This window comes from Corallococcus sp. Z5C101001 (assembly GCF_007352635.1).
Classification (GTDB): Bacteria; Myxococcota; Myxococcia; order Myxococcales; family Myxococcaceae; genus Corallococcus; species Corallococcus silvisoli.
Window position 1 is genome coordinate 86,644 of sequence record NZ_VKLU01000020.1, and the last position, 18,229, is coordinate 104,872.

An 18,229-nucleotide genomic window follows, 5' to 3' on the forward strand; every position below is an offset into this window, starting at 1 on the left:
CTTCACTTGCGGGAGCCGGGAAGGTCTGGTTCATGCTTGGTGGCATGTCCGTGACCAAGCCCCGCGCCGCCTCCATGTACGTCGACCTCGATCGCGACGCGTGGCGCGAGCTTCGGGCCTCCACGCCGTTGACGTTGACGGCGGAGGAGGTGGAGAAGCTGCGCGGCCTGGGCGAGCGGCTGGACATCGACGAGGTGGTGGACGTCTACCTGCCGCTGTCGCGTCTCTTGCACCTGCAGGTGGCGTCGGCGCAGTCGCTGTGGGCGGCGCAGCAGGCGTTCCTGGGGTATTCGGTGCGCAAGGTGCCGTTCATCATCGCCATCGCGGGCAGCGTGGCGGTGGGCAAGAGCACGACGGCGCGCATCCTCCAGGCGCTGCTGGCGCGTTGGCCGGATCATCCGCGCGTGGCGCTGGTGACGACGGACGGGTTCCTGTTCCCCAACCGGGTGCTCGCCGAGCGCGGCATCATGAACCGCAAGGGCTTCCCGGAGAGCTATGACCGGCGCGGGCTGGTGCGCTTCCTGGCGGAGCTGAAGGCGGGGCGCGAGGTGGTGACGGCGCCGGTGTACTCGCACCTCGTCTACGACATCGTGGAGGGGGAGCCGCAGTCCATCCGGCAGCCGGACATCCTCATCCTGGAGGGGTTGAACGTCCTTCAGACGGGGCCGGTGGAGGGCGGGCGGCTGCCGCAGACGTTCCTGTCGGACTTCTTCGACTTCTCCATCTACGTGGACGCGAACGAGACGGACATCCGCCACTGGTACGTGGAGCGCTTCCTGCATTTGTGGGAGACGGCGTTCCGCGACGAGCGGTCCTTCTTCCGGCGCTTCTCCGAGCTGACGCGGGAGCAGGCGGTAGCGCGGGCCGCGTCGGTGTGGGCGGAGATCAACGGGCCCAACCTGGCGGAGAACATCGCGCCCACGCGTTCGCGCGCGCGGCTCATCCTGGTGAAGGGCAGCGACCACAAGGTTCGCCGCGTGCGGATGCGCAAGCTGTAGGCGGCTTCAGGGAGGGATGGACATGGCGCCACGATTGGGTTCGCTCTGGGATGCGGTGGGGAACACGCCGCTGTTGCGCATTGGGTCGCTCAGCCGGCGGACGGGCTGCGACATCGTCGCCAAGGCGGAGTTCATGAACCCGGGCGGCAGCATCAAGGACCGCGCCGCGAAGGGGATGATCCTCCGCGCGGAGGCCACGGGGCAGCTGAAGCCCGGTGGGACGATTGTCGAAGGCACGGCGGGCAACACCGGCATCGGCCTGGGGCTGCTGGGGCGTGAGCGGGGCTACCGCGTGGTGGTGACGATGCCGGACAACCAGGCGCGCGAGAAGTACGAGTACCTGGAGGCGATGGGCGTGGAGGTGCGGCGCGTGCCGGCGGTGCCCTTCTCCAATCCAATGCACTTCTTCCATCAGGCGCGGGTGCTGGCGGAGGAGCACGGCTGGGCGTGGATGAACCAGTTCGAGAACACGGCCAACGGTGACTACCACTACGAGACGACGGGGCCGGAGATCTGGGAGCAGGCGGAGGGCAGGGTGGACGTGCTGGTGGCGTCGGTGGGCAGCGGCGGCACGCTGTCCGGGACGAGCCGCTACCTGAAGGAGAAGAACCCGGCGCTGCGCGTGGTGTTGGTGGATCCGCCGGGGTCGGGGCTCTACAGCCAGGTGCGCACGGGGAAGATGGAGACGACGGGCAGCTCCATCACGGAGGGCATCGGCATCATGCGGCTGACGGAGAACTTCCGGCAGGCGCGCGTGGACGAGGCGATGCGCCTGGAGGACCAGGACATGCTGGAGATGCTCTACCACCTGGCGCGCGAGGACGCGCTGGTCGTGGGCACCTCCGCGGCCATCAACGTGCGCGCGGCCTGGGAGATCGCTCGCGGGCACCAGGGACAGGGGCTTCGCATCGTCACGTTCCTGTGCGACCACGGCAGCCGCTATGCCTCCAAGGTGTTCAACCCGGAGTTCCTCGCGTCCAAGCAGCTCACGGTGAAGCCGCTGCCGTGAGTTAGGATGCGCGGCTCCTTCTTTCTTCGTGGAGCTTCGATGGTGCGCACCCGGCTCGTAGGTCTCCTGTCGTTGCTGCTCGTCGCGGTGCCCACGGTGGCGGGAGCCCAGGACGCTCCCGCCGCGGCGGCTTCGGGCGACGAGGTGACGCATCAGGCGCTGCGCGCCATCAAGCAGGACATGGAGGATGCGCTCAACAGGCAGGACCTGGACCAGCTCCTGTCCCACCTGCATCCGGACGTCGTGTTCACCACCATGAACAACGACGTGCGCGTGGGGAAGGCCGCCATCCGCGCGTACTACGAGGAGATGCTGGGCGCTCCGCACAGCGTCGTGAAGAAGGTGACGGCGAAGTTCGACGTGGATGCGCTCACGCGCCTGTATGGCAATACGGGCGTCGCCTATGGCTCGTCGCGGGACCACTACCAGTTGAGTGACGGCACCGACCTCGTCGTCCACGGGCGGTGGACCTGCACGCTGGTGAAGGAGGGCGACCAGTGGCTCATCGCCGCGTTCCACTACTCCACCAACGTGTTCGACAACGCCCTGCTCACGAAGGTGAAGACCGCCGCCCTGAGCTTTGGGGCCCTGGCCGCCGTCATCGCCCTCGTGGTCGGTTTCTTCATCGGGCGCCGGGGACGCCGGCCGGCGACGGCTTGAGCGCGTGGCGCATGGGCTGGCGCTGGCCGTAGGTGAGCGAGCGCCACAGCCACTCCGCCGGACCGAAGCGGAAGCGCGACAGCCACGCGTGGCTCAAGGGAACCTGGAGCGCGAACACCGCCAGCGCGAGCGCCATGCAACTGGAGGGCGGCAGCTTGCCAATGAGGCCCAGCCCCCAGCCGTCGTAGATGCACAGGCTCACCACCGTCTGCATCAGGTAGTTCGTCAACGCCATGCGGCCCACGGGCGCCAGCACCTGCATCCGCTTGCGCCAGGGCTCCCTTTGGAAGAGCAGGGCGAAGACGGCGACGTAGGCCGCGGCCAGCCCCAGGAACCCCAGCTCGTGGATGGCGGACAGGATGACCATCCAGCCGTCCTTCGCCGGGTCCACCAGCCCCAGGATGCGCAGGCGCTGGACCCCCACCATGGCGCCATTGCCCAGCACGCCCAGCACCAATCCCCAGCCGAGCAGCTTCCTGTGCAAGGACCTGTGCCGCTCCAGGTCCTGGAGCAGCAGGTGCCGTCCCGCGAGCAGGCCCAGCAGGAAGCGGCCCAGGATGGTGGCCATCCAGAACAGCCGCTTGAACTGCGGCAGCATGAACGTGAGGAAGTGCGCGTTCGCCGCCTGGGTCGTCCAGAGCGAATCGCTGGAGAGCCCCACGAAGAGCTGCTCCCGGAGCCGGGCCTCCAGGTCGTCGGTGGCCTTCGCGGCCTCGGCGGCTGCCTGCGCGCCGTGCAGCAGGATGGGGCCGTAGTGCTGGAGCACGGGGACCCCGAGCGGGACGGCCACCAACAGGACGCCCACCCACGTCAACAGCGTCCGGTCCGACCGTTGGCGGAAGAGCAGCAGCGCGAAGCCCAGCAGCGCATAGGTGGAGAGGACGTCCCCCACCCAGAGCGCGGTGAGGTGCGTCGCGCCAATGCCCAGCAGGACGAGCAGCCGCCGCGAATACACCGGAACGACGGAGGCCCCTCTTCGCTCCGCGCGCTGGAGCTGGATGGAGAAGCCCAGCCCGAAGAGGAAGGCGAAGAGCGTGACGAACTTCTGGTTCACGAAGAAGTGGTAGAGGGCGCTGACGACGGCCTCGAAGGGCGTCGCGGCCAGCGCCTGGGCCTGCTCGCGCGGCATGAGCACCCTGCCGCTGAACCAGGCGAAGCTGTTCGAGACGAAGACGCCGCACAGCGCGAAGCCGCGCAACACGTCCAGCAGGGGCAGCCGCTCGGACACGTCCACCGGGCTGGCGCTGGAGGAAGGAGTGGGGTCGGACATCGGGCCAGCAGATGCCTCCGTCCTGCTCGCGTCAATGCGTGTCCCAGGCCGTGCGTCCGGGCCACGCTCCAGGCGACTCCGCTTGACGCGCGGGGCCGCTTCAGGAGGGCCGGAGCGCGGAGGCTTCACGCAGGAACGGCATCCGCCGGGGCAGCTTGCGTGCCCAGAACGCCTCCACCGACCGGTGGAAGAGGCGCAGCAGGGCGGTCCCAGGCCTTCCGTCCAGCGAGTCCAGCTCCGCCGCGGAGTGGTCCAGCAGGAGCCGGGCCCGCTGGTATTCGCTGGCCACCCAGGCGCGTCCGGCTTCGGAGGCCAGCAAGGCGTCGAGGTCCGCCGGGTCGTGACCGGTGGCGCGCACTTCGGCGGCGACGTCCGCGGGCACGTTGAAGAGGCCCTGTGCCAGGTCCTCGCGCAGGTCGCGCATCACGGAGCACCAGCCCAGCGCCGCGAGCAGGGACGGGGCCTCCTCCGCGCGCACCTGGGCGTCCGCGACGTGCAGCATCAGGCCCACCGACAGGCGGAACGTGTTCGAGAGCTGGGTCTGGATCCTGCCCGCGTCCCACCAGTGCCTGGCGCGCACTCGCTCGCGGTCCTCGCGCATCGTGCGCACCAGCTCCAACACCTGCTCCCGGGCACCCGGGTTCGTCAGCTCCGCGAGCAGCACCCGGCCCAACGTGGACGCGGTGTCGTGGAAAGCGCTGGAGGGACCGGGGGCGCCGGTCTCCAGGGTGCGAAGCAGCGCGTCGATGTACTCCAGCGGTTCGCCCTCCACGGGGCGGTCTCCATCCAGCACGTCGTCCACGAGCTGGAGGAAGCAGAAGCCCACCCGCGCCCTGCGCGCCTCGCGCCAGCGGCCCAGGGACTGTTGATACAGCACGAGCGCGATGAGCCCGTAGCGTGGGTGTCTGCGCGCGAAGCGGTACAGCTCCCGCGCGCAGATCGACTCGACCCGCACGGCTTCGAGGAACGCCGCCTCCCGGACGCGGGGCGCGACGACGCGCCAGACTCCCCACGCCAGGAGCGCTCCGGCGAGGACATCCACCGCGTGATGTTCGTGGATGAGCAGCGTGGAGGCCGCGATGGCGAGCGCCCACAGCGTGAACCCCATGCGCGCCACCGGTCCTGCGCGTTCGCGGTAGGCCAGCGCCGCGGTGCAGGCGAAGGCGACGTGGAGCGATGGCAGGTAGTTGCGCTCCAGGTTCATCGTGTCCGCGAACTGGAAGACCTGGGTCCACGCTCCGGTGACCACCCGTCGCGGCCACGCCACTTCGACGGGCAACACGAGGAAGCAGAGCGCCCCCAGCACCGTCTCCGCGCACAGGGCCAGCGCGAAGGGGAGCATCCGCCTCCACGTCCGGAAGATGAACAGGGACAGCAGCAGCAGCAGGTCCATGCTGATGTAGACGGCGGCCCAGCTGGGGACGAACGGGATGTGCCGTTCGAAGGGCAGGTCCACGCGCAGGCCACCGGGATAGAAGCCGGTCACCCAGCTCGCGCCGCCGTACACCACGAGGAAGAACACCGCGAAGCCGGACGCGAGCGCCGCCGTGCGCTTCAACTCCCCAGCCGTGGGCCAACCGAAGAGCGCGCTCAGGGTGCCTTCTCCGGGAACGGTCGGGGCCCACGCCACATCGAAAGCCAGATGCGCAGGAAGGACGGACGGGGGACGCTCTCGTCCACGTAGCGGCCCAGGTGAAGCCACGGCACCTGCGGGTGGCGGTGGTGCGCCCGGTGGTAGTGGTAGTTGAGGAACACCCAGCGCACCGGCGCCGCGACCCGCAGGTCCCATGCACCCTCGCGCACATCCAGCGGCGACCACGCGTGGTCCGCGTACTGGAGCGAACTCCAGTTCACCGCGAACGCCGCGTAGCAGAGGGCCCAGCCCGCGGGTGTCAGCTCCAGCGCGTACGACAGCCCTGCCTGCACGGCCACCATCGCCAGCACCTCCCAGCGGATGGCTGCTCCCGGCGCGTCCTCCAGGCGGCCCAGGTACGCGTCCGCGCCTGTCTGCTCTCCATAGCGAGTGCCCGGACCTCGCAGCCTCCGCAGCAACCCCGGCGCGAGCGCGAACACGAACGCCCCCAGCGGCACGAAGAGCCAATAGACGCCCGTGAGGATGACGTACCACTGCGCGTACTTCAGGAACCGGTGGTCTCCCGGGTGCAGGTAGTCGAACTGCTCGCGCGCCGTGCGGTTGTGCCGGTGATGCGTCAGGTGGAAGGCACGCTGCAACGTGAACGACGTCGGGAAGAAGGTCGCCGCCAGCCGCCCCAAGCCGTCGTTGAGTCTCCGCGACGGGTGCAGCACGCCATGCGTCGCTTCATGCAGCAGCGAGAAGACCGTGTTGTTCACGTAGGAGAACGCTCCCGCCGCCACCAGCCGGGCCCACAGCGCCTCCGCGTGCGACGCGGTCCAGAGGCACAGGGCCGCCGCGCCCAGCGCCACGGTGAGCAGCGCCACGTTGAGCGTGGCCGGAATGGGCGGGGTGTCACCGGCGCGCATCGTCCGGGTCCTCGGGCAGGCCGACGGCGAAGTCGAGCAGCTGGCGCATCACGGGATCCGCTGTCGCGGTCGCGACGTTGAAGCGCATGCCGTCCAGCACGGACAGGTCGCGGCGCAGGAACGCCGTGTAGAGCCACCTCGACACCCCGAGCGCCAGCGCCGCCGCACCCGGAAGCCACCCCCGCCGCGCCGCGACGGCGAGCCGCACCGACGTCCCCTCCGGCACGGGCGTCATGCTGGCGAGCAGCAACCCTTGCACTCGGCCCAGGTCGCTCCGCACGGACATCAACGTGCCGCCGTGCAGCGTGAGCGCCACCTGGATGTGGTTGCCCGACAGCGCCTTCATCAGCCGGTCGCTCACCCCGGTGCCGGTGACGCGCGACGTGTAGCGCAGGCGCAGCGTGTACGGATCCGGCGCCTCCACCGTGGGCGTGTCCCACAGCTCGCGGTGGTGCACCGTGCGCAGGTGCTCCAGGTCGAACGAGTTCGCCGCGAGCGGCAACCAGGGACAGCGCACCGTCACCGGAGGTCCCACGTTCCACACATGCTCCCCACCTCCCAGGTCGGGAGGAGGGAAGAGGGCCTCGGGCCCGTTGAAGACGAGCACCCCGCCGAAGCGCTCCTCCACCGGCCAGGCGCGAGGCCCCGGAAGGGAGGACACGTCGCCGCGTCCCGGCACCGCGCGGCAGCGGCCCCCGCCATCGAAGCCCCAGTGGTGGAGCGGACAGCGCAGCAGCTCGCCCTGGACGGTGCCGTGCTTCAGATGGGCGCCCAGGTGGGGACAGTGGGCCGACAGCGCGTGGACGCGGCCCGTCTCACTCCGGAACACCACCACCTCGCGCCCGGCCACCTGCACGCCCAGCGCCTGTCCGGTCCGCAGGGCGGCCGACGGGGCCACGAGGTACCAGGAGCGGGGCCGCGAGGGCCCGGGGAGGTGGTCCGGAGCCACCCCGGCTGGTACGGAAACAACCATGGCCCGGACCCTACCGGACCCGGTGTCCCCAGGGCCACGGGGGGGACGGACGGAGGCTGGCTTTACGCCCGGGTTCCTGGTTAGTCAGGTGCGGGTGGAACCGGACGCGCGGCCCCGACGGGGCGGGTCTGGGAAGGGATGTGTGACGGACATGGCAGGCGACACGACGGGCAACAGTCGGGGTGGGTCGTTGCGAGGCGGCACGCTCCAGGCGGTGCAGTCCCTGGCGGCGCAGGGCGAGCCGGAGCGCGCGGCGCAGCTCTACGAGGAGCTGGGCGCGGCGCAGCGTGAGCGCCTGCGCAAGGAGGCCGCCCAGGGGTCGGCGAAGGAACGCCACTGGTTGGTGGACGTGCTGCGCCGGGCGCGCGACTTCACCGGGGCGGCGCGGCTGCTGGATGGCAGCGGTGACGACGTGAAGGTGGCGGACCTGTACGCGCAGGGCGGCCAGCACGTGGCGGCGGCGGAGGCCTACCTGCGCGCGGGCGAGGTGGAGCGCGCCGCGGCCGCCTTCGAGCGAGGTGGGGCGCTGGAGCGCGCGCTGGAGGTGTACCGGGGCCTGGGCGCTCGCGAGTCGATGGCGCATTGCCTGGTCCGCCTGGGGCGCCCCTTCGAGGCCGCGGACCTCTACCACGCGCTGGGGCAGTCGCACGCGGAGGCCGAGGCCCTGGGCGGCGTGCTCGTGGAGGACCCCCGCTACGTCGAAGCGGTGCTGCGCACCTGCAAGGTGCTGGACGCGGGCGGCTTCACGCACCGGGCGCTCGCGGTGCTGGCGGACGCGTTGAGCAGCGCCGACCACCTGCGAGTGGATCCGGTGCTGGTGACGGAGAAGGCGCGGCTGCTGCGGCGCATGGGCCTGGACATGGAGGCGGAGGCGCTGCTCGCGCGGCTGGCCGCGGGCGCGTCCGTGCCGGAGGCCAGCGGCTACCGCTTCCTCAAGGCCATTCCCATCTTCGGGGAGCTGCCGCTGGAGGACATGAAGGACCTGTACCGGCTGGCGCGGCCCGTGACGGCGGCGCCGGGCACGGTGCTCTTGGAGAAGGGCGCCCCCGGCACCGGGCTGCTGGTGCTGCTGGAGGGCACGGTGGACGTGTTCGCAGGCAACGAGCCCGCCGCGCGGCACCTCAACACGCTGGGGCCGGGCTCGTTCCTGGGGGAGATCTCCCTGGTGCAGGACGGCCCGGTGTCCGCGAACGTGCGGGCGAAGACCGCGGTGCGCGCGCTGCGCATCACCCGAGAGAGCTTCCAGCACTTCCTCGCCACGCACGACGCGGCCTCGCTGCACATCTACCGGCTCTTCACGCAGAGCCTCGCGGCGCGCGTGCGGGCGCTGAGCGGCTGAACGCCGAGGCAGGGGCGAACTCCTCCAGGCCCACGCGGATGAGCGGCTCCGCGTGGCCCGCGATGTGCTCGCACTCCACAAGGAGCGGCTGGGGAATGCGGAGCGCGCGACGACCCGGCGCTCCGGGCATGCGTGGCAGGTGAAGGCCGCGGCGGAGAACGTGATGGCGAAGCTGCGCGAGGATGGCTTCATCCGGCGCCGAGCAGAATCGCCTGAAGCCGTTCGCCTGGACACTCCCCGAGGCTGTTCGCTTCCCTGGCCTGGGGCCCGCTGACGGAGCGGTCGAGGGGGAAGCACAGGGTCGGGTTCCTGGCTCGGCGACTCCAGCTCCACCCGGAACGAAGCAGGCGAGCGTGATGCGGGGGCCTTTCATGACCTCCCAGCGGCCCCCATCCTCCTGAACAACCCGCGCGTTCGGAAGGACACCCCCATGGCTTCAAACGAGGCACTGACGAAGCAGGCTCACGCGAACTGGCGCACGTGGCTGCCGTGGGTGGCCGCCCCCATCGCCGCGCTTCCGCTCCTGGGCGTGGGCGGTTCGCGACGGATGGGCTTCTTCAATGAAGTGGCCGCGGGCGTCGTCAGCCTGGGTCTGGTGTCGCTGAGCTTCATCGGGTTGAGCCAGCTTCCCCGGGCGCCCGTCCGCCCGGGGGGCGGGAAGGCGTGGAAGCGTTCTCCGAAGCACTTCCCCATCTCCGGCTCGATGGTGCCGGAGGAGTTCGCCGCGTCGACGGCGTCGGGCCACTGAGGGAGGGCGTCAGGGGCGGCGCTCGATGCCAATGGCGATGGAGGGGCCGGTAAGGGCCTCGCCGCTGCCGTCGGAGAGCGAGACGATGCCCAGGCTGGCGGAGAACACCGTGGTGCCGGAGCCTCCGGTGCCCTTGATGAAGCTGCGTACGCCCAGCTCGCCGAAGTTCCATCCGCTGACGGAGCCTCCTCCCGCGCCGAAGAGGGACAGGCTGGGCGTGAGGGGCACCTGGATCTCTCCGCGCCCGGAGCCGAAGCGGAACTGGTTGTCGCGCGAGAGGATGGAGGAGTTCCACGCGACGTGGAACCCATCGATGGCGCCCAGCCGCAGGACCTGTTGGACGGAGGGGCCGGCGTGGGACTGGCACAGGTTCTCGCCGTCGATGGGCTCGTAGGTGATGGGGTCGTAGGCGAACGTGGGGGCGCAGGACTTCTGGCCGAACAGCGCGCCCGCGCCAATGCCTACCTCGAGGAAGTCGGTGGCGTAGGACACAGCGACATAGGCGGAGCCTGGGGTGTGTCGCAGTCCGGTGCCGAGCCCGAAGCCCACCGGATCGAGCTGGGCGCTCAGGACCAGGGGCAGAGCACCCGGCCGCCACGCGACGAACGCATCCAGCAACAGGCCGCCCGCGCGGGCGGAGTGGCCCAGGCGGGTGGTGGCATCCAGCGCGAGGAAGGGGCGCGCATGGAAGCCATAGCGCAGGCGTGGCACGCCGGGCTCGGGGAAGAAGAGGCGCGCGGTGGTGGGCGCGTCGGTGAGGACGGCGGTGTCGCCCGCGCGCACGCTCTCGCCGCGGCCCAGGCGGGCGCGGGCGCTGTCCTCGCGGGACTCGGCGATTTCCAGCACGACCTCCCGGTCGTCATGCGTGCGGACGCGGACATGGGCGCCTTCGCGAAGTCCCGACGCCGCGCCTCCGGAGAGCGTCACATCGCCGTTCTTCACGGCGGTGACGGTGAGGTGGGCGGTGGCCGCCGGAGGAGGCGCGTGAGGGGAGGGCGGTGCTTCGGTGACGACGGTGAGCGCTGGTGTCGCGCTCAACGCGGAGGCCAGTGAGTCGGGCTGGGGCTGTTCGGGCGTGGCGAGGGAGAAGGCATGGGCCTCCTCGCGTTGCTCGATGGCGAGGAGCGACTGGCCCACGACGACGAGCCGCACGAAGCGCCGGCCCTCCTCGATGCGCCGCACGAGCTGGGGCGTGTCCCCGTCGAGCTTGAGCACGGCGATGCCGCCCCGGACGAGCGCGGCATAGGTCACGCCCTGGTGTGTGACGGAGTCGAGGACGGGGCCCAGGCCCAGGGTCTCCGCGGCGCGGGACGCAGGGGAGATGGGGGCCTGGGCGATGATGGCGGACGTGATGAGGGCGGGGAGGAGCATCGAGGCCGTTCTATATCGCTCCACCCCCTGCCATTCCTGGACTTTGGGTGACGCTCAATCGACGAGCAGGCGCTTCACGGGCGCCGGATCCACGGCGACCATCAGGGGCCGGGTGAAGTTGCTGAAGGACACCAGCGCCTGACCCGGAGCGAGCCGGGAGACGCGGTTCCACAAGCTCTCGTCGATGCTGCCCACGGTCTTTTGCATCCGGCTGATGACCGCTCCGTCGGTGATCTTGTGGATGATGAAGTTGTTGAGCAGGGCCAGGACCTCATTGGGCAGATGCTGGGGGAGCTGCGTGACGAAGACGAGCCCCAGCCACCGCTTGCGGCCCCGCTTCGCGATGCGCGACACCTGTTCGAACAGCACTGGCATCTGCTTGATGCGGTTGGCGGACAGGAACTCATGGGCCTCTTCGATGATGATGAGGACCGGGGTGACTTCGCCGCCGTCACGGTCGGCCTTCTCGTAGGCGTCCTCCTGTCGCTCCTGGAGCCCGCGCAGGATGTCCGCGATGACCAGGTTGTTGAGCTGAGGCGAGTCCGTGTCTGACAGGTCGATGACGGACACCCGGCCGGGACTGAGCATCGCGTCGTACTTCACGCCCGCGGTGGTGCCTCGGTCGAAGATGTTGAGCCGCTTCAAGCGGTGGAGCTTGCTGGACAGGGCCTTCCAGCTGATCTCCGTGCGACTGCTCGCCGCGTATACGCGTTGCATCACCATTCCAGGATTGCTCTTGAACTCGCTCTGGAGCAGCGGCCCCCTGGGGAGCGGGGGCTGCGCGGCTTCAGGTTCCGCGTCCAGCGGCAGATCGTCCTGGGTGGGCCCACGCCGACGGGAGCGCGTCCTCGTGCCCGTGCTTCGGTCCTCGTTCTTGCCCTCGTCGCTGAGGCTGTAGAGATAGGCGTTCACCACGTCCAGCACGTGCTGGATGGTCATCCGAGGGAAGCCGGTGGACAGCTCGTCCACATCCATCACCAGCCGTTGCTGTTCCGGATCGTTCTTGTCGGTCGGGAAGATCTTGAAGTCCTGAAGCAGCAGCTTGGTGACGTCGTAGGCCTTGATGAAGCGCTCGTGCTGCGCGTCCGATAGCTCCAGGATCTCCGCGATGGCATACGGCGACAGGCTGGAGAAGTTCAGGGAGAAGCGATGCAGCGGACGGTGGCGCGGGTTGCGTGTCTTGCGCCCGTCCAGATGGTGGACGTGCAGGTCCTTCACCCCTTCTTCCTTGTGTCCTCGACGCTTGAGCGCCTCCAGCATCGCGGTGTGGTCGGTGGGCTGGTTGATGTGCGTGTATTCGCCCTCCACGTCGAACACGATGGTGGCGATGCCCGCGAGCTGCGCGCGGTGGATGAGCGTGGCGACGGTGGTGGACTTGCCGCCGCCGGTCGTCCCGATGATCCCCGTGTGCCGGGGCAGGACGGCCTTGTCGCGCGCGTTCAGCCGGGCCTCCATTCCTTCGTAACCCACCACCATCCCCAGGCTCAGGTCTCCGCCCACGCCCAGCACGCGCGCGCTCTCCTCCTCATCCAGGAGGAAGACGGGGCTCTGCGGCCGGGGTCGGAAGCGGGGTGGGTGCAGCGTTCCCTGGATCTCCTCGCCCAGCAGCTCCACTTCGGCGCGGCCATGGTAGTCGAACGTGTAGGTCAGCTTCTTTCCTTGGGTGACCACCCCAATGGCCATGGAGGAACTCGCGGGCACGGCGTTGGGCTCCGCGAAGGGACCGCCGACCACCAGCCCCAGATAGGAGCGGCGGTCCTCGCGTGACTTCACGCGCACCAGCGTCTGTGACGCCAGCCGGGGCAGGTCCTCCTTCGTCGACAGGACGGTGATGTGATTGTCCTGGCTGGTGGGCGTGTCGAAGTGGGTGAAGCCCACCGCGAAGGCCAGTTCGGGGTCGGCCTTCACCGCCGCCTGGGCCTCCTTCTGCGCCGCCGCCAAGGCGTGGATGACCTCAGGGGGCGTCTCCTGGATGACGGCGTTGACGCCCGAAGGACGGGAGGGAGGTCGGTTGCCGGCGGGTGGCGCTGGCGGCGCCTGGACCCGGTTCGGGAGCATGGGCAAGGGCGACGAACGTCCCTGCGTGCCATCCACCCCTCTTGGGCCTGGCTGTTGCGCGGAGACAGGGCGCATTCCGGGCCCGGCCGGAGGAGGCAGTCCAGGACCGGCCGGACGGCTGTGGCCGTTCATCGGATGCGGTGCCTGTCCGTTGAGGCTGGGGCTGCCATTTCGCGGCGGGTACTGCCCCGGGTTCCCAGGGCCTCGGCCATTGTCAGACATGGATGTGTTCCCCTCGGAGGGACTAGCGACGCATCTTGCGTACGTTCAGGTACTGGAGACTGAGATCGGCCTGGGCATAGGCGTCCTGGACGAGGCCCTGGAAGCCGTCCTCGCCGAAGACGCTGTGGCAGGTCATCGCGGCGACATCCAAGAGCATGGGGAAGCCCTGCTCCGGGCGCAGGATGCTGTCCGCCATGGCGATGCGCACCGCGAAGTGGACGTGCTCCTGGTGCGCGTAGAAGAGGCGGGGCGGTGAGTTGTTCGACGCGCGGTACAGCCCCATGACGACCTGGGGGCAGTACTTGCGGACGAAGGCGGTCGCCATCCTCAATCCCTCTTCGTCGTACCGCCAGCCATCCAGGATCTCCTGACCGTACGCCTCCAGCGTCTCGAGGATGGCGTACTCGCCCGTGTCGAGCGAATGCCCCAGCGTGAGGAAGCCCCGGTGCTCGAGTCTCTCGGTGACGAAGACGAACTTCTGCTGCCGGTCCACGAGGTTCGTGAGCATCTGGATCGATGCCTCCAGCAGCCCCCGGTAGCCAGACCCGGTGACGAGCTCGTAGGGGAGCGGGTTTCCCAGCCCGATGCGCCACTCCGCCTGGAGCCGTTCGACCAGGATGGCCCGCTCCGCGTAGGTGCGGATGCCTCGGGTGGCCAGCCTCGACAGGCTGTCCTTGTTCCGAGGCGCCTTGCGCGAGCGTGTCTCCCGCTGCTCGATGTAGTCCCGGGCCTGCTTGAAGGGGTCGTCCATCTGGAACGTGACCTCCTTGCGGAACAGCCGCTGGGAGAACGTCCCGGAGGAGCCGCCATAGCCGACCGCGGCGATGCCCAGCTGCGTGATGCCCAGGGCCAGCGTGTCGTGGGATACCGCGCGTCCGTTCACCGCCTCCACGTTGCCCCGGAACAGGTATCCGTCGAGAACCGCCCGCAGCTGGGCCTCGGTCGCGTGGTAGACGCCCGCGCCCTTGGGGGCATGGGGGCCCGTCTTCAGGAGCGGCAGCAGCTTCTCGCGCACGGTGGCGCGGAGCACGTCCTCCTTGCGCATGGCGCCGCCAATGTGCTCCCGGAAGGCACGCAGGATGGCTTCCACGTCAAAGCCATCCGCCCACCGTTCCAGGTCGAGCGTCTGGGCCAGCGTCTCTCCGAAGGACTCGAGGTAGTCCCTGTCGCCCGCGAAATCATTGTCGTCGAGGGGATCCGACATGGCTAACTCGGGCTCCTTTCGCCCAGCACGGATGCCAGGGAGAAGCGGGGGGCACCTGCTCGCTGGCGCAGCACCCGCGCATAGGCTTCGGCCTTCCGGAGTGGCAGGCCGAACGACCGCTGGAGTCGTGCGGCCTGCTCCTCGTGGGTGCCTTGCTTCATGAGTGGGGATGCGACGGATTCGGGCGCGAGCCATTCAAAGGCGAGGCGGTCCGCGCGTTGCTCGGCGCGAAAGACATCCCCGGTATCGATGGCGCCGGTGTCGTCCCGCTCCATCAGGTGGACCTGGGGCTTCAGTGGGACACCGTCCAGTGCCGATGTAAGCAGTTGCTCCTGGGTCGGAAGCTCTTGATTGTCGAGCACGGGGAGGATGCTCTCGCCAAAGAAGCGGAGCGCCTTTCGTCGTGGAGCCAGATGGTCGAGGACGAAGTGCGCGAGCTCGTGCGCGGACGTGAACCGCTGCTCTTCGAGGGAGTCCTTCCGAGAGTAGAAGAGGAAGGCCGTCCCTCGCAGGGCGACGATGCAGCCATGCATGTCCCGGTCGTCGGTCCCCTCGACGGACATGGACCTCAAGCCGCGCCGGGAGAGGTAGGCGCGGATGGAGTGGGGGCGCACCTCGTCCAGGCAGACGAAGCTGACCGGTAGGACCCTCTGCGCGTCCGCGACGATTGCGCGAGGAAACGTGCCTGGCTGGGGGAGCCCCGCCAACTCGAGCGCGTCCCTCAACCAGCGCTCCCTCATGATTTCTTCTCGCGGTCGCGCGCGGCCAGGAGCACGGTCTGCTCTCCGGACGCAATGGCGCTGTTCTCCGCGGCGATGAGCGCTGCCGTGGCCTCCATGTCGCGCAGGATTCTGGAGAGTTCGAAGGCGTCGATGCCGAAGTGCTCCGCGATCTGGTTCACGTGCTCCGAGAACGACTCGCCATCGGGCTTCCGGCACAGGGAGACCCAGTGGAGCGTTTCCACCGTGCACCCAAGCTTCCGGGCGAAGTCCAGGACCGAGAGGTCTTCCAGGTCCCGGTACCAGGCGAAAACGGAGCCCAGCATCTCCGGAACACGCGCACCACGTTCGGCCGCTGCTTCCAGCCAGTCAGGATTCGTCATGGGAGTCCTCCTCCTTTCCGAGCCGCCTCAGCTGCTTGAAGAGGCGATCGCGGTTCTGCTTCACCACCCGCTTCCGTTCGGTCTCGGGCAGAGCTTCCTTGCCGAGCGGGCGGGCCAATTCCAGGGTTGAGCTCTCGCCCTGAAGGACCAGCCTGAGCATTCCCCAGTCGCTGGGCTTCAGGTTTCGGCGCTCGAGTCTCTTCAGGGCCAGGGCGGTTTCCACGGCTGCCTCCATCACTTCTTTCGGAGGCCTCGCCCGGAGTTCGACGACGTCCGCGTATTTCTGTTCGCGCAGGAGCCGCCGCTGGTTGGAACGCCGTGAGTCCAACACATTCATCTTGGCCGCATGCGTCAGGTAACTGCGCAGGAGCGATTGCTGCCGGTCATAGCGCTCGGGGTCGGTCAGGTAGTCGAACACTGCCCGGAGCGCGCAATCCCGAGCTTCTTCCGCGTCGCAGTGCATCTCCGTCGTCAGCGTCCTCAGCATGAATGACATGAAGAGCTTGAAGACCTCGGTGTTCGCGACGGGCATCCGCTTCACGACCCGTTCGTGGAGCGCCCACTCCTCTTCTCTTGTTGGGAAGCTCATCCCCCACACCTCGTTGCCATGCACATGCCCGCTTTCAGGTTTGGCGACGGTTCGTCTGGACTTTCGTTACAGCCCTGGGGAGTTCGACGACGAAGCGTCTCCGTCCGAGCCGGGAGGTTGGCGGCATCAAGGACCGGTGTCTGTACCTCTGAGGGGGTACTGCCTTTAAGGACATGGGTCCTTCGCGATCCCCCCGGATCGAAAAGGACCCCGTGATACGTCATTGCGCGTGGCTCAGTGCAGGTCTGGAGGCAGCGCGCCCCCGGCCTCCAGCCACTCATCAATGGCCCGGCGCACGACGTCCTGGAGGTCGCTGCCAATCCGCGGATAGGCGGTCTCATCCAGGTTCGCCAGCGAGACACGGGCGGACCAGGGAGGTCCTTCGAAGCCACTGCCGTTGAGCAGCACCACGCCGTGGCGGCGGGCCAGCGTGAAGACGATGTCCAGCGGGTCGTGGTGCGCCTCCACGAAACGGACGAAATCCTCGCCAATGTGCTCGCGGCACCAGGCCTCCAGATCCAGCGTCTGATAGTAGGCCGTGCGCAGCGGGTCTTTCTTCAAGTGAAGGCCCATGCCTTCGAACAGCGCCTCGAGCCGTTCGTGGCAGATGCGCTGGCAGCGCTTCTTGTAGACGTCGTGCTTGTCCAGCAGTGAGAACAGCGAGAACAGCGTCATCTGCAGTTGCTGCGGCAGCGACAGGCCCGCGGTGTGGTTCAGCGCCACGGCCCGGCTGTCCGCCACCATCCGGTCGATGAACTTCATCCGGTCCGGGTCCAACGTGATGGAGCCGTAGCGCTTCTCCAGACGAGCGCGCTCCGGCGCGGGCTGCCGCGCGAGGGCTTCATCCAGGATGTTGTCCTCATGCAGGGCCACCACGCCCAGCCGCCAGCCCGTGCAGCCGAAGTGCTTGGAGTACGAGTAGACCAGCAGCGTGTTGCGCGGCAGATCCGCGGCGAGCGACCGGAAGCCGTTGACGAACGTGCCGTAGACATCATCCGTGATGATCAACAGGTCCGGCCGGCGCGTGCGCACCAGCTCCACCAGACGGTCGATGGACTCCTTCCGGATGGCCACCGCGCCTGGGTTGGAGGGATTGACGACGAAGAAGGCCTTGATGCGCGGATCCTCCAGCTTGCGCAGCTCCGCGTCCGGGTACTGCCACGTGTGCATCCCATCCTTCGTATGGGTGCGCTGCTGGATGTCCACCGTGCGCAGGTCGAACTCCTCCAGGCGGGGAATCTCCAGGTACGGCGTGAAGATGGGGGCCCCCAGGGCGATGGTGTCTCCCTTGCGGAGCAGGCCGTTCACCATCAGCGACCGGAAGAGATAGGTCATCGCCGCGGTGCCCCCCTCGACCGCGAAGAGGTCGAAGCGGCCATGGGGCGGCTTGCCGCCGCACAGCTCCCGCATCAGGTACTCGTGCACGATGCGCTCGGCATGGACGAGCATCCGGTCCGGCACCGGGTAGTTGTCTCCGATGACGGCGTCGGTGAGCTCCCAGACGAACCGGTCGGGGTTGAAGCCGAGCTCCGTCTCTCCGTACGCCAGCGCACCGCGCAGCAACTGCACGGCCTCCGCGTCGTCGCTCGCATCCAGGAAGTCGTGCAGGCGCCGGGCGATGCCCGGCGACCTCGGCATGCCCGCGAGCCCCACGTCTGGCTCATCCCAGGCGCGCCGGCTCTCCGCGAGCGCGAACTGGCCCAGCAGGAAGAAGGCCTCGCGGGGCGTGGTCGCGATCCAGTTGGGGTTGCCTCGGCCCGCGTTGAGCATCACCGCCGCCCGGGTCTTCACGGCCTCGTCGGCGACATGGATGAGCTCGTCCTTCAGCTCGAAGGGGCTGAGCTTGCGCAGCTCACTTTCAGAGGGAGTCTCCTCATCGGAGGGAGACAGCGAGTCCTCGGGCGTCTGCTCGGTCATGGCGGCCACCTCCAGCGTCCGCTCAACAGTGCGTCACCCTCCAGGCGCGGACCATGGGCCACGGGGAAGGGGGAGCGGCACCAGCGAGCGGCGCGACGGTGGAGCGCCGGGGGCGCCGGGGGCGGACCCCTCCCACCGCGCGTGCCTCCCTGGGTCGGCCCTGGTGCCAGCGGGTGTGCGGGGAGCAGTCCCCCAGGAACGCCAGGCGCGCAGGCGAACACACGATTCGTCAGGGGCGGAGCGTGCGCTTCAGTGCTAGGCCATGGT

General features: G+C 69.0%; 16 protein-coding genes. 5 read left to right on the forward strand and 11 right to left on the reverse strand.

Annotated elements, in window-relative coordinates:
• Positions 1-44: 44 nt before the first annotated feature.
• The 3 genes from coaA to FOF48_RS33660 are packed head-to-tail and all read left to right on the forward strand — an operon-like array spanning position 45 to position 2,667.
• Positions 45-998 carry a type I pantothenate kinase gene (gene coaA / locus FOF48_RS33650; protein ID WP_143908627.1) on the forward strand — a complete coding sequence of 318 codons (954 nt, stop codon included), beginning with the start codon at positions 45-47 and terminating at the stop codon, positions 996-998.
• A gap of 22 nt (positions 999-1,020) precedes the next feature.
• Complete coding sequence (locus FOF48_RS33655; RefSeq protein WP_143908629.1) at positions 1,021-2,007, forward strand: cysteine synthase A; 987 nt, start codon at positions 1,021-1,023, stop codon at positions 2,005-2,007.
• Between the two features lie 39 nt (positions 2,008-2,046).
• Complete coding sequence (locus FOF48_RS33660) at positions 2,047-2,667, forward strand: nuclear transport factor 2 family protein (protein ID WP_143908631.1); 621 nt, start codon at positions 2,047-2,049, stop codon at positions 2,665-2,667.
• Here the strand turns inward: FOF48_RS33660 and FOF48_RS33665 are convergent.
• The 4 genes from FOF48_RS33665 to FOF48_RS33680 form a co-directional block, all read right to left on the reverse strand.
• Positions 2,630-3,937 (reverse strand): DUF418 domain-containing protein, encoded by a 1,308-nt coding sequence (locus FOF48_RS33665; protein WP_143908633.1) that lies wholly within the window; start codon positions 3,935-3,937, stop codon positions 2,630-2,632. The two genes, FOF48_RS33660 and FOF48_RS33665, sit on opposite strands and share 38 nt — an antisense overlap.
• A 100-nt stretch (positions 3,938-4,037) precedes the next feature.
• Entirely contained in the window at positions 4,038-5,495 is a 1,458-nt protein-coding gene (locus tag FOF48_RS33670; protein WP_255442962.1) for a phosphatase PAP2 family protein, read from the reverse strand.
• A gap of 32 nt (positions 5,496-5,527) precedes the next feature.
• Positions 5,528-6,439 carry a fatty acid desaturase gene (locus FOF48_RS33675; RefSeq protein ID WP_143908635.1) on the reverse strand — a complete coding sequence of 304 codons (912 nt, stop codon included), beginning with the start codon at positions 6,437-6,439 and terminating at the stop codon, positions 5,528-5,530.
• The gene (locus tag FOF48_RS33680) at positions 6,426-7,412 is read right to left on the reverse strand and encodes a Rieske (2Fe-2S) protein (RefSeq protein WP_143908637.1); all 987 of its coding nucleotides are present in this window, start codon (positions 7,410-7,412) and stop codon (positions 6,426-6,428) included. Before FOF48_RS33680 ends, FOF48_RS33675 begins: the two co-directional genes overlap by 14 nt.
• Before the next feature lie 151 nt (positions 7,413-7,563).
• On the opposite strand from FOF48_RS33680, the gene FOF48_RS33685 reads away from it, so the two are divergent.
• Both FOF48_RS33685 and FOF48_RS33690 read left to right on the forward strand, forming a co-directional pair.
• Positions 7,564-8,751 (forward strand): cyclic nucleotide-binding domain-containing protein, encoded by a 1,188-nt coding sequence (locus tag FOF48_RS33685; RefSeq protein WP_143908676.1) that lies wholly within the window; start codon positions 7,564-7,566, stop codon positions 8,749-8,751.
• A 430-nt stretch (positions 8,752-9,181) separates the two neighbouring features.
• Complete coding sequence (locus tag FOF48_RS33690) at positions 9,182-9,499, forward strand: hypothetical protein (RefSeq protein ID WP_143908639.1); 318 nt, start codon at positions 9,182-9,184, stop codon at positions 9,497-9,499.
• A gap of 9 nt (positions 9,500-9,508) precedes the next feature.
• On the opposite strand, the gene FOF48_RS33695 is transcribed toward FOF48_RS33690, so the two are convergent.
• The 7 genes from FOF48_RS33695 to aspD all read right to left on the reverse strand — a co-directional run bounded on the left by FOF48_RS33695 (position 9,509) and on the right by aspD (position 17,962).
• Positions 9,509-10,870, reverse strand: a complete 1,362-nt coding sequence (locus FOF48_RS33695; protein ID WP_143908641.1) for a hypothetical protein — start codon at positions 10,868-10,870, stop codon at positions 9,509-9,511.
• Between the two features lie 54 nt (positions 10,871-10,924).
• Positions 10,925-12,928, reverse strand: a complete 2,004-nt coding sequence (locus FOF48_RS33700) for an ATP-binding protein (RefSeq protein ID WP_370456619.1) — start codon at positions 12,926-12,928, stop codon at positions 10,925-10,927.
• 244 nt (positions 12,929-13,172) lie between these two features.
• Positions 13,173-14,354, reverse strand: a complete 1,182-nt coding sequence (locus tag FOF48_RS33705) for a hypothetical protein (RefSeq protein ID WP_143908645.1) — start codon at positions 14,352-14,354, stop codon at positions 13,173-13,175.
• Positions 14,355-14,356: 2 nt separating this feature from the next.
• Positions 14,357-14,917 (reverse strand): ImmA/IrrE family metallo-endopeptidase, encoded by a 561-nt coding sequence (locus FOF48_RS33710; protein ID WP_186002180.1) that lies wholly within the window; start codon positions 14,915-14,917, stop codon positions 14,357-14,359.
• A gap of 173 nt (positions 14,918-15,090) precedes the next feature.
• Entirely contained in the window at positions 15,091-15,456 is a 366-nt protein-coding gene (locus FOF48_RS33715; protein ID WP_143908649.1) for a hypothetical protein, read from the reverse strand.
• Positions 15,443-16,045, reverse strand: coding sequence for a sigma-70 family RNA polymerase sigma factor (locus tag FOF48_RS33720; protein ID WP_143908651.1), 603 nt, complete (start codon positions 16,043-16,045; stop codon positions 15,443-15,445). Before FOF48_RS33720 ends, FOF48_RS33715 begins: the two co-directional genes overlap by 14 nt.
• 234 nt (positions 16,046-16,279) lie before the next feature.
• Positions 16,280-17,962 (reverse strand): aspartate 4-decarboxylase, encoded by a 1,683-nt coding sequence (gene aspD, locus FOF48_RS33725; RefSeq protein ID WP_143908653.1) that lies wholly within the window; start codon positions 17,960-17,962, stop codon positions 16,280-16,282.
• Positions 17,963-18,229: the final 267 nt, after the last annotated feature.

What these genes read in the sequence shown, in the direction of transcription:
- coaA (WP_143908627.1), top strand. Translation starts at nt 45, where the DNA reads ATGTCCGTGACCAAGCCCCGCGCCGCCTCCATGTACGTCGACCTCGAT.
- FOF48_RS33655 (WP_143908629.1), top strand. Translation starts at nt 1,021, where the DNA reads ATGGCGCCACGATTGGGTTCGCTCTGGGATGCGGTGGGGAACACGCCG.
- FOF48_RS33660 (WP_143908631.1), top strand. Translation starts at nt 2,047, where the DNA reads ATGGTGCGCACCCGGCTCGTAGGTCTCCTGTCGTTGCTGCTCGTCGCG.
- FOF48_RS33665 (WP_143908633.1), bottom strand. Translation starts at nt 3,937, where the DNA reads ATGTCCGACCCCACTCCTTCCTCCAGCGCCAGCCCGGTGGACGTGTCC.
- FOF48_RS33675 (WP_143908635.1), bottom strand. Translation starts at nt 6,439, where the DNA reads ATGCGCGCCGGTGACACCCCGCCCATTCCGGCCACGCTCAACGTGGCG.
- FOF48_RS33680 (WP_143908637.1), bottom strand. Translation starts at nt 7,412, where the DNA reads ATGGTTGTTTCCGTACCAGCCGGGGTGGCTCCGGACCACCTCCCCGGG.
- FOF48_RS33685 (WP_143908676.1), top strand. Translation starts at nt 7,564, where the DNA reads ATGGCAGGCGACACGACGGGCAACAGTCGGGGTGGGTCGTTGCGAGGC.
- FOF48_RS33690 (WP_143908639.1), top strand. Translation starts at nt 9,182, where the DNA reads ATGGCTTCAAACGAGGCACTGACGAAGCAGGCTCACGCGAACTGGCGC.
- FOF48_RS33695 (WP_143908641.1), bottom strand. Translation starts at nt 10,870, where the DNA reads ATGCTCCTCCCCGCCCTCATCACGTCCGCCATCATCGCCCAGGCCCCC.
- FOF48_RS33700 (WP_370456619.1), bottom strand. Translation starts at nt 12,928, where the DNA reads ATGCTCCCGAACCGGGTCCAGGCGCCGCCAGCGCCACCCGCCGGCAAC.
- FOF48_RS33705 (WP_143908645.1), bottom strand. Translation starts at nt 14,354, where the DNA reads ATGTCGGATCCCCTCGACGACAATGATTTCGCGGGCGACAGGGACTAC.
- FOF48_RS33710 (WP_186002180.1), bottom strand. Translation starts at nt 14,917, where the DNA reads ATGTCCGTCGAGGGGACCGACGACCGGGACATGCATGGCTGCATCGTC.
- FOF48_RS33715 (WP_143908649.1), bottom strand. Translation starts at nt 15,456, where the DNA reads ATGACGAATCCTGACTGGCTGGAAGCAGCGGCCGAACGTGGTGCGCGT.
- FOF48_RS33720 (WP_143908651.1), bottom strand. Translation starts at nt 16,045, where the DNA reads ATGAGCTTCCCAACAAGAGAAGAGGAGTGGGCGCTCCACGAACGGGTC.
- aspD (WP_143908653.1), bottom strand. Translation starts at nt 17,962, where the DNA reads ATGACCGAGCAGACGCCCGAGGACTCGCTGTCTCCCTCCGATGAGGAG.